Here is a 9798-nt window from a genome sequence, read left to right as displayed (position 1 = left end):
ATCACCCGGCGCGGGACGGGCCGGCGCCGGATGACGGGGTCTCGGCACTCGCTCTGGTCACCCAGAGCGAGGTGAACAACGAACCGACCTATTACGAGGTGAACGGCGCGAGAACGTCGTTCCGCTACGAGCCGACGTTCTACTCCCGAATGGAGACCTGGCACCAGCGGTGGCGCGCCTGGACGCCCTACCACTGGACCGCGCCGCACCAGATCTATTGCTACGGCGTCTATGTCGACAAACCGGGGATGCACGGCGAGGGGCGGGCGTTCGACCTCGCCCGGCTGCTGATCACCAACCGGAGCACCGGCCAGATGTTCCTCGGCTTCAACGGCCGCTACGACCAGTGGCGCAACTACACCGGCGACGCGCTCACCACCGAACGCATCCGGTACTGGGGCACCCTGGCCAGCCTGCATTACCACTTCCGGCACGTGATCTCCTACCTGGACGACAGCACGCACCACAACCACGTGCACATCGACAACGCGATCTCCGGCAGCGGCGACTCCAGCTACAGCACCTCGTCGTCCACCCAGACCCTCTACGTCCAGGCGGTCTGCCGCTACATCTGGGGCTACGACACCGGGATCGACGGCGAATGGGGCCCGCAGACGCAGAGCCACTCGTCCGGAGTCCTCACCCGCCTCGGCTCCGACGGCGCCATCACCACCCAGAGCCGCTGGCAGATCTTCTGCCACGGATCGGCCCTCCAGGCCTGGGCCATGCGCCCATAGGCCACCATCCAGAAAGGAACACCAGTGCGAAGATTCATCACCGCGGGTTTGGCCGCCATCGCGTTCGGCGTCGTGCTCGTCGCGGGGGCGGGCGCCGCCCAGGCCGACGACAACGGCAAGAACGACGGCCCGCAATGCTCCTACACCGAGATCTGCTTCAGGCAGACGGCCGGCTCGGACGCCATGGTCAAGCAGTTCTGGTACAGCGCCAACCACGCTCGCGTCGAAGGCGTGCACGACTACTACCGCTGGTACGAGACGGCGACGGGCAGTCGTGGCCCGTACATCCTGGACTCCGCACGGCAGCTTCGGAACCGTGACAGTTCCTGCACCGTGTACGTCTGGGACATGGACGGCAGCGGCAACTGGCTCAAGCTGTGGCACCAGCCGGCGAACTCCGGCTCCTGGATGGCGATACCCCCGCAGAACAACGGTCATTCGCGCTGCGGCGAAGGGGCGCCGGTCAACAAGTGACGGCCCGGTGGGGCGAACCGGGACCGCGTTCGCGGTTCGCCCCACCGTTCACGATGGAAGGGGAACCTGGTGCGACACAAGGGGCTTCGGCGTCGAGGGTGGCCGGCCCTCATGGTGCTCGGCCTGGTCTCGATCCTCACGGCCGGATGTGGGGGCGAGCCGGCCGTGCGCGATCAGGGGCACTCCGCGCCGGATGAGGTGGCCGAGCCCAAGCAGCCGTTCGACGTCATCCTCGGCCAGCAGGTCGGGCTGATCGGCTACGCGCAGCTCAAGATTCGGGACCGGTGCCTGGCGGATGCGGGCTACCGGCAGAACCTCGACGCCCGGGTAGCCCGACCGGAGGACCCGTACGACTTCCTCACGGTCTCCGCGCGCGACTTCGGTCCGACCAGCGAGGACGAGGCGCGCCGCCTGGGTTTCGGCAACCACACCGGGGGTGAGCCGGCCCGGGTGGTCAGCACCGACGCCAACTTCGACAAGGCCGCCGAGCGCTGCGCCGAGCGGGCGTGGACCGAGCTCGGTCCCGAGGCGCGCCGGACGCTCATGAGCTACACCGACCTGGTCAACACGCTGGCTCCGTACCGGCACGACGTCGACGCCGAGCTTCCCGACGATCTGCCGGCCAGGATGCTCGAGTGCATGGCCGGCCGGGGCTACCACGTTCCCGACCGTGCCGCCTTTCTCAAGACTCCCAACCACAGGCTCTTCGGGGTGACCTACGGTCGCGCGGACAGCGGGCCGGAGGAGTCGTGGCAGCCCGTTCGCAAGCCGGGAACGGTGGAGGTGGGGCCGGCGATTCCGCCGCGGAGGTACACCCCGACGCCGGAGGAGTCCGCGCTGGCCGTCGCCTGGTTCCACTGTGGACGGTCAACGGGCAAGATCGAGGCCCAACTCGCCGCGGTGCAACGGGTTCAGGCCCGTTATGTGGAGAAGTACGGTACCTGGATCGACGAGCTGAACCCCAGGATCGAGGAGCTGGCCCGCCGGGCCGCGCCGATTGCGAGCGGGTCCTGATGGCCAGGCGCCGGCCGGCGGTGATCGTCGGGGTGGTCGGGACGACGCTGGTCTGCCTCGTGGTTGCGGGGGCCGTGCTCGGGCCGCGGCTCCGGTCGCCGGAACAGGCCGCGGCGGACGCCGCGCCGCCACCCGCGTCGCTGGTCACCGTCGCCGCCGAACGGAGGGTTCTTGTGGAGCCCGTCGTGCTGCGCGGGCAGGTGACCGCGGGCCCGAGCGTTGCGCTGCTCCCGCCGGCCGCCGCGGTCGGCGAGGACAGCGTGGTCACCAAAGTGTCCGTCCACACAGGACAGAAGCTGGCCGAGGGCGACGTGGTGATCGCGCGCGCCGACCAGCCGATGTTCGCGCTGGTGCTGCCGTTCCCGCTGTACCGCGACATCGGCCAGGAGGACCGGGGAGTCGACGTCGAGGCGGTCCAGGCCGCGCTGCGCCGCCTCGGTTACCCGGCGCCGAGAACCGGCGTCCTGGACGCACCGACCCAGGACGCCGTCAACCGCATGTACGCCGCGCGCGGGTGGGTCGCCCCGGCCGGGCTGAAACGGTCGGCCGTGCTCGTGCTCGACCGGCCGGGTCGGACGGTCAGCGCGGTGCACGTCGCGGTGGGCAGCGTGCTGACCGACCAGAAGGCGCCGATCGTCTCGCTCGACGGCCAGGCGGACTTCGTGTCCGCCCGCGCCTCCACCGAGCAGGCGCGGCAGCTGACCGTCGGCCAGCCGGCGACGATCTTCGACGACGCCGGCGGCCAGCGCGCCGCGGCCACGATCGGCTCGGTGGGCACGAGCGTGGTGACCGGTGCGGACGGGTCGGCCGGCGTGGAGATCACCCTGGCGTTCACCGGGGCGGCGCTGTCCGGCGCCGGCGACCGTGCGGTCCGGGTCGACATCGCGGCGACGGCCGACACCGAGCCCGTGCTGGCGGTTCCCCTCACCGCGGTGCTGTCCCGTCCGGACGGATCGACCTTCGTCACCGCCGTCCGCGCCGACGGCACCACCGTCGACCGCACCGTGACCACCGGCCGCACCGCGGGTGGTTGGGTGGCGGTCGACCCGGCCGACCCCGACGGTCTGGCCGCCGGCACCGCCGTGGTCGTTGGCAAGGATTTCCGGTGACCATGCTGGAGCTCACCGACGTGTCCCGGACCTACGACGACGGCCACCCGGTCCACGCCCTGCGCCGGGCGACGCTGCGGTTCGCCGAGGGCGAGTACGTCACGATCACCGGCCCGTCCGGGTCGGGCAAGTCGACCCTGCTGAACGTGGTCGGCCTGCTCGACGCGCCGGACGGCGGCTCGTACCGGGTGCGCGGCGTGGAGACCGTCGGGCTCGGCGAGCGGTTGCGCGGCGGCATCCGCGGGCAGCTGTTCGGGTTCGTCTTCCAGGCGTTTCACCTGCTCCCCGGGCGCACCACCGTGGAGAACGTGGAGCTGGGGATGCTGTACGGCCCGCATCCGCGCCGGGTCCGCCGGCGCATGGCCATGGCCGCCCTCGATCGGATCGGGCTGGCTCACCGCGCGCACGCGGATCCGCGGACGCTGTCCGGTGGGGAGCGGCAGCGGGTCGCGATCGCCCGCGCGGTCGGCGGCCGGCCAAGGGCCGTCTTCTGCGACGAGCCGACCGGCAACCTCGACAGCGCCAACACCGGCACCGTCCTTGCTCTGCTGCGGGAGCTCAACGCCGCCGGGCTCACGGTCGTCGTGGTCACCCATGACGACCGGGTGGCGGCCGAGGGCCACCGGCGGCTGCGCGTGGTCGACGGCATCGTCGGAGAGGAGTGACCGATGCGCGGCGGGCACCGGGCGGAGTTGGGCGTGGCCGCACCGCGGATCCGGATCGGCGATCTGGTCCGGGAGTCGGCGCTGTCGGTGCTCCGCTTCCCCGCCCGGTCCCTGCTGACCGCGCTGGGCACCGTGCTCGCGGCCGCGGCGTTCGTCAGCACCCTCGGGTTGATCTCGACGTTGGGCCAGCAGGTCTCGTCCACGTTCGACGTCCGGCGGGCCACCGAGGTGGTGGTCAGGTCCGAGGACCCGGGCCTTGGTCGGCACTGGCAGGGTGGCGCGGCGCTGGACCGCCTGCGCGGGCTCAACGGCGTCGCCGCGGCCGGACCTCGGGTCATCCTGGCCGAACGGCCGGTCCGGCGGCTGGTCGGCTTCGGGCAGGCCGGCCCGGGCGTGCGGATCATGGGCGCCGACCCGGACACGGTGCGGGCCATGGCCCCGAACCTGCTCGTGGGGCGGCTGTTCGGCCCGTTCGACGAGGCCACCGCGGCACGCCTGGTGCTGCTGCCCCGCGGGATCGCCGACGAGCTCGGCATCACGCGGACCCAGGCGGCCGTGTTCGTCGACGACCAGGCCTACACCGTGGCCGGGATCTATGACGACGTCCTGCGCCGGCCCGAGGCCCTGCAGATGGTGCTCATGCCGTTCAGCACGGCGAACCGCCTCGCCGGCGCGGAGAGCGCGGAGCGGGACGTCCTGATCGAGACGTCGCCGGGGGCGGCCCAGCTGATCGGCCACCAGGCGCCGCTCGCGCTGCACCCGGCCGCGCCGAACGCCCTGCGGTCCATCGCCCCACCGGATCCCCGCGCGCTGCGCCGCGAGATCGAGGCCGACGTCACCCGATCCAGCGTGCTGATCAGCGTGCTCACCTTGATCATCGGCACGGTGTCGATCGCCAACGCGGCCACCGCCGGCGTCTCCGCGCGGCGCTCCGAGATCGGCCTGCGCCGCGCCGTCGGCGGCCGCCCGGGCCTCATCTTCGCGCAACTCGTCTGCGAGACGACCGTCCTCGGCGCGCTCGGCGGGCTCCTCGGCGCCCTCCTCGGCCTCTGCGTCACCTCGGCGGTGTCCCTCTGGAACGCCTGGACCCCGATCCTTGACCTCCACCTGGCCTTCGCCGCCGCCGCCACCTGCGCCGCCACCGGCCTCCTCGCCGGCCTCATCCCCGCCACCCGCGCCCTACACGTCCAACCCGTCGCCGCCCTGCAACGCTGACGGACTCAGTCGCCGGGGTGGCATACACCTTGATGGTGTATGCCAGGTGTATGTCCCGGACGAACATCGAGTTGGACGACGAGCTCGTGGCCGAGGCCATGCGGAGGTACAACCTGCATACCAAGCGCGAGGTGGTCGACCTGGCCCTGCGCCGCCTGGTCGGCCCCCGCTTGACGGAGCAGGACATCGACGCCGTCCGCGGTATCGGCTGGGAAGGCGACCTCAACGACCTGCGTCGTGACGAGATCGCTTCGTTGTGACGATCCATCTCGTCGACACGTCCGCCTGGGTGGAGTGGTTTCGGGACACGGACTCGCCGGCCGCCCGAGCGGTTGCGGAACTGCGCGGTGACCCCGCTGGGATCGCTGTGACTCAGCCGGTCGCCCTCGAGGTTCGAGCCGGCACCCGGCGGGTCAACCTGCCCGCCGTCAACCGGATCCTCGACAACGCCGTGCAGTTGAGCGTCGAGCCGAACATCGATTTCAACTCGGCGGGCGATCTCTATCTGGCGGCACGAGATGCCGGTAAGCCCGTGCGCTCACTGATGGACTGCGTCACCGCTGCCGTCGCGATCAGAACCGGCGCGGTCCTGGTACACCACGATCGCGACTTTGATGTGCTGGCGACCATTGCCAAGGATCTCCGCGTGTGGCCGGCTCGCTGACACCTCAGTCGTCGGGGTCGTCGTCGCGGGCGAGGTAGGTGGCGAGGCGGTCGATGGCGTCTTCGTAGTGGGGGTTGGTGTCGACGAAGGTGCGGAGCTTGGTGGCGAGCCAGGAGAAGGTGAACTCCTCCCGGCCGCGGCGGGTTTCGAGTTCTTCGAGGCCTCGGTCGGTGAAGTACATCAGGCGAAGGCTTTGTCGATGATTTGGCGTTGTTCGATTTCGTGCACTTTGGATGAGCCGGCGGAGGGGGCCGACATCATGCGGCGGGAGACGCGGGTGAGGCGGGGCATGTCGGGGAAGAGTTCGGGTAGGTGCAGGCCGTAGAAGGGCCAGGCGCCCTGGTTGGCGGGTTCTTCTTGGACGAAGCGGAAATCGGCGGCGGCGCGGTAGCGGTCGAAGACGGCTTGGAGGCGTTTGGTGGGGACGGGGTAGAGCTGTTCGATGCGGACGATGGCGGTGTCGGTGGCGCCGATCTTGTCTTTTTCGGCGGCGAGTTCGTAGTAGAGCTTGCCGGAGACGAACAGGACGCGGCGGATGGTGGTGGGGTCGGTGATGGTGGGGTCGTCGATGATCGTGTTGAATCGGGCTTCTTCGGTGAACTCTTCGACCGCTGATACCGCGGCTTTGTTGCGGAGCATGGATTTGGGGGTGAAGACCACCAGGGGGCGTTGCACGCCGTCGAGTGCGTGGCGGCGCAGCAGGTGGAAGTAGTTGGCCGGGGTGGACGGGATGGCCACGGTCATCGAGCCCTCGGCGCACAGCTGCAGCCAGCGTTCGATGCGCCCGGAGGTGTGGTCCGGGCCCTGGCCCTCGTGGCCGTGCGGCAGCAGCACCACCACGTCGGAGACCTGGCCCCACTTGGCTTCCGAGGAGGAGATGTACTCGTCGATGACCGACTGGGCGCCGTTGACGAAGTCGCCGAACTGGGCCTCCCACAGCACCAGGGCGTCGGGGTTGGCCACCGAGTAGCCGTACTCGAAGCCCAGCGCGGCGTACTCGGACAGCGCGGAGTCGTAGACGAGGAACTTGCCCTGGTCCGGGGCGAGGTTCTGCAGCGGGGTGTACTCCTTGCCGGTGTGCCGGTCGATGATCACCGCGTGCCGCTGGGTGAACGTCCCGCGCCGGGAGTCCTGCCCGGCCAGCCGGACCAGCCGGCCCTCGAGGCACAGCGAGCCGAACGCGAGCAACTCGGCGAACGCCCAGTCGATCCCGCCCTCCCGGGCCATCTTGGCGCGCCGCTCGAGCACCGGCTTGACCCGCGGGTGCGGCGTGAACCCCTCGGGCAGCTCCACGTGCGCGTCGGCGATCCGCTCGATGATCTCCCGGGTGATCGCGGTGGGCACCTTGGCCGGGACCTGCTGCTCGGACTCCACCGACGGGCTCGCCGTCACCGGGTGCTTCTCCAACTCGCGCACCTCGTTGAACACGTGCTCGAGCTGCGAGGAGAAGTCGCGCAGCGCCTTCTCGGCCTCCTCGACCGAGATGTCGCCGCGGCCGATCAGCGCCTCGGTGTAGGTCTTCCGCACGCTGCGCTTGGTGTCGATGATGTCGTACATCCCGGGCTGGGTCATCGACGGGTCGTCGCCCTCGTTGTGACCGCGCCGCCGGTAGCAGACCATGTCGATCACGACGTCCTTGTTGAACGTCTCGCGGTAGTCCATGGCGAGCGCCGCGACCCAGTAGCACGCCTCCGGGTCGTCGCCGTTCACGTGGAACACCGGCGCCTGGATCATCTTCGCCACGTCGGTGGCGTACTGCGAGGACCGGGACGCCTCGGGTGCTGTGGTGAACCCGACCTGGTTGTTGACGATCACGTGCACCGTGCCGCCGGTGCGGTATCCGCGCAGCAGAGCCAGGTTGAGCGTCTCGGCGACCACGCCCTGGCCGGCGAACGCGGCGTCGCCGTGCAGCGCGACCGGCAGCACGGTGTATCCGGCGCCGCCCTTGTCGAGCAGGTCCTGCTTGGCCCGGACGATGCCCTCCAGCACCGGGTCGATGGCCTCCAGGTGCGACGGGTTGGCGGTCAGCGTCACCTTGGTCTCGCCGTCGCCGAACATCCGGAAGTACTTGCCCTCGGCGCCGAGGTGGTACTTCACGTCGCCGGAGCCGTGCGCCTGGCCGGGGTCGAGGTTGCCCTCGAACTCCTGGAAGATCTGGGAGATCGGCTTGCCGACAATGTTGGCCAGCACGTTGAGCCGGCCGCGGTGCGGCATGCCGATGACGACCTCGTCCAGCTCGTACTCGGCCGCCTTGTCCAGCACGGTGTCCAGCAGCGGGATGACGGACTCGCCGCCCTCGAGCGAGAACCGCTTCTGCCCCACGTACTTCGTCTGCAGGAAGGTCTCGAACGCCTCGGCGGCGTTGAGCTTGCTCAGGATGTACTTCTGCACCGCCTGCGGGGGCTTCTCGTGGCGGACCTCCACCCGCTCCTGGATCCACCGTCGCTCGGCGGGGTCGAGGATGTGAGTGTACTCGACGCCGACCGTGCGGCAGTAGGAGTCGCGCAGCACGCCGAGCACGTCGCGCAGCTTCATCCGGTCCTTGCCGGCGAACCCGCCGACCGGGAACTCGCGGTCGAGGTCCCACAGGGTCAGCCCGTGCGACAGCACGTCGAGGTCCTCGTGCTTGCGCTGCCGGTAGTTCAGCGGGTCGACGTCGGCCATCAGGTGACCGCGGGTGCGGTAGGCGTCGATCAGCTCGATCACCCGGGTGGTCTTGTCGATCGCGCCCTCGGGGATGTCCTCCACCCAGCGCACCGGCTCGTACGGGATGCGCAGCGAGGTGAAGATGTTGTCGTAGAACCCGTCGTCGCCGAGCAGCAGCTGGTGGATGCGGCGCAGGAACTCGCCGGACTCGGCGCCCTGGATGATCCGGTGGTCGTACGTCGAGGTCAGCGTGATGATCTTGCTGACCGCGAGCTCGACCAGCGTCCGCTCGCTGGTGCCCTGGTACTGCGCCGGGTAGTCCATCGCGCCGACGCCGATGATGGCGCCCTGGCCGGGGGTGAATCGCGGCACCGAGTGGTTGGTGCCGATCGTGCCCGGGTTGGTCAGCGAGATCGTGGTGCCGGTGAAGTCGTCGGTGGTCAGCGCGTTGCCCCGGGCCCGCCGGATGATGTCCTCGTAGGCCTGCCAGAACTGGGTGAAGGTCATCCCCTCGCAGCCCTTGATGGACGCGACCACGAGGTTGCGGCTGCCGTCCTTGCCCGGCAGGTCGATGGCCAGGCCCAGGTTCACGTGCTCCGGCGTGACGATGGTCGGCTTGCCGTCCACCACCGCGTAGTGCCGGTTCATGTTGGGGAACGCGTCCAGCGCGCGGATCACCGCGTAGCCGATGACGTGGGTGAAGGAGACCTTGCCGCCCCTGGTCCGGCGCAGGTGGTTGTTGATCACGATGCGGTTGTCGGCGAGCAGCTTCGCCGGCACCGCGCGCACGCTCGTCGCGGTGGGGATGGTCAGCGACAGGTCCATGTTCTTGGCGATCACGGCGCCGGCGCCGCGGATCGGCTTGAGCTGGTCGCCCTCGCTGATCTTCACGGGCGCCGCCGGCCGCGGCGGCTCGGCCGCTGCCGGCTTGGCCGGGGCGCCGGCCGGCGGGGGTGAGGCCGGCTGAGCGGGTTGGGTGATCGTCGTGCCGCTGCCGGCCACCTGGCCGTTGCCCGGCCCCGCGCTCTCCGCGCTGCTCCTGGCCTTCGTGGTCGCCACGCCCTGGCTCGCCGCGCGTGGGGTGGGCTTGTAGTCGGCGAAGAAGTCGTGCCACGCCGCGTCTACCGACGCAGGGTCTGCCAGGAACCGTTCGTACATCTCCTCGATCAGCCACTCGTTCGGGCCGAACTGGGACGCTTGACTGTTGCCGGTCACGGCTTGTGCTCGCCTCTATCCGTCTGATCTTGATCGGGCCGACCTGCTTGCTCCTGTGC

Annotated in this window: 10 protein-coding genes; 8 read left to right on the top strand and 2 right to left on the bottom strand. The window is 70.2% G+C overall.

Annotation, left to right across the window (positions count from 1 at the left end; translation table 11 throughout):
- From VGX25_RS34810 to vapC, 8 genes are all read left to right on the top strand, one after another.
- Positions 1 to 737: hypothetical protein (locus VGX25_RS34810; protein ID WP_326922240.1), on the top strand; the 737-nt coding region annotated here is incomplete at its 5' end.
- A 24-nt stretch (positions 738 to 761) separates the two neighbouring features.
- Complete coding sequence (locus tag VGX25_RS34805; protein ID WP_326922239.1) at positions 762 to 1211, top strand: hypothetical protein; 450 nt, start codon at positions 762 to 764, stop codon at positions 1209 to 1211.
- 111 nt (positions 1212 to 1322) lie between these two features.
- Entirely contained in the window at positions 1323 to 2225 is a 903-nt protein-coding gene (locus VGX25_RS34800) for a hypothetical protein (protein WP_326922238.1), read from the top strand.
- Entirely contained in the window at positions 2225 to 3334 is a 1110-nt protein-coding gene (locus tag VGX25_RS34795) for a peptidoglycan-binding protein (protein ID WP_326922237.1), read from the top strand. Before VGX25_RS34800 ends, VGX25_RS34795 begins: the two co-directional genes overlap by 1 nt.
- Before the next feature lie 2 nt (positions 3335 to 3336).
- Complete coding sequence (locus VGX25_RS34790; protein WP_326922241.1) at positions 3337 to 3999, top strand: ABC transporter ATP-binding protein; 663 nt, start codon at positions 3337 to 3339, stop codon at positions 3997 to 3999.
- Between the two features lie 3 nt (positions 4000 to 4002).
- Complete coding sequence (locus VGX25_RS34785) at positions 4003 to 5214, top strand: ABC transporter permease (protein ID WP_326922236.1); 1212 nt, start codon at positions 4003 to 4005, stop codon at positions 5212 to 5214.
- Positions 5215 to 5264: 50 nt separating this feature from the next.
- A complete protein-coding gene (locus tag VGX25_RS34780) occupies positions 5265 to 5474 on the top strand; it encodes a type II toxin-antitoxin system VapB family antitoxin (RefSeq protein WP_326922235.1) in 210 nt (69 codons plus the stop codon).
- Complete coding sequence (gene vapC / locus VGX25_RS34775; protein ID WP_326922234.1) at positions 5471 to 5878, top strand: type II toxin-antitoxin system VapC family toxin; 408 nt, start codon at positions 5471 to 5473, stop codon at positions 5876 to 5878. The genes VGX25_RS34780 and vapC overlap by 4 nt, the downstream gene beginning before the upstream one ends.
- A gap of 4 nt (positions 5879 to 5882) precedes the next feature.
- On the opposite strand, the gene VGX25_RS34770 is transcribed toward vapC, so the two are convergent.
- Positions 5883 to 6059 carry a DUF6104 family protein gene (locus tag VGX25_RS34770; protein WP_326922233.1) on the bottom strand — a complete coding sequence of 59 codons (177 nt, stop codon included), beginning with the start codon at positions 6057 to 6059 and terminating at the stop codon, positions 5883 to 5885.
- Positions 6059 to 9682: a multifunctional oxoglutarate decarboxylase/oxoglutarate dehydrogenase thiamine pyrophosphate-binding subunit/dihydrolipoyllysine-residue succinyltransferase subunit gene (locus tag VGX25_RS34765; RefSeq protein ID WP_414636082.1), complete on the bottom strand. Its 3624-nt coding sequence runs from the start codon at positions 9680 to 9682 to the stop codon at positions 6059 to 6061. The genes VGX25_RS34770 and VGX25_RS34765 overlap by 1 nt, the downstream gene beginning before the upstream one ends.
- Positions 9683 to 9798: the final 116 nt, after the last annotated feature.

The organism is Actinophytocola sp. (assembly GCF_035942955.1).
Lineage (GTDB): Bacteria > Actinomycetota > Actinomycetes > Mycobacteriales > Pseudonocardiaceae > DASYTH01.
Note: the sequence above shows the minus strand (reverse complement) of the source record. Positions and strands in the feature narration are given on the sequence as shown.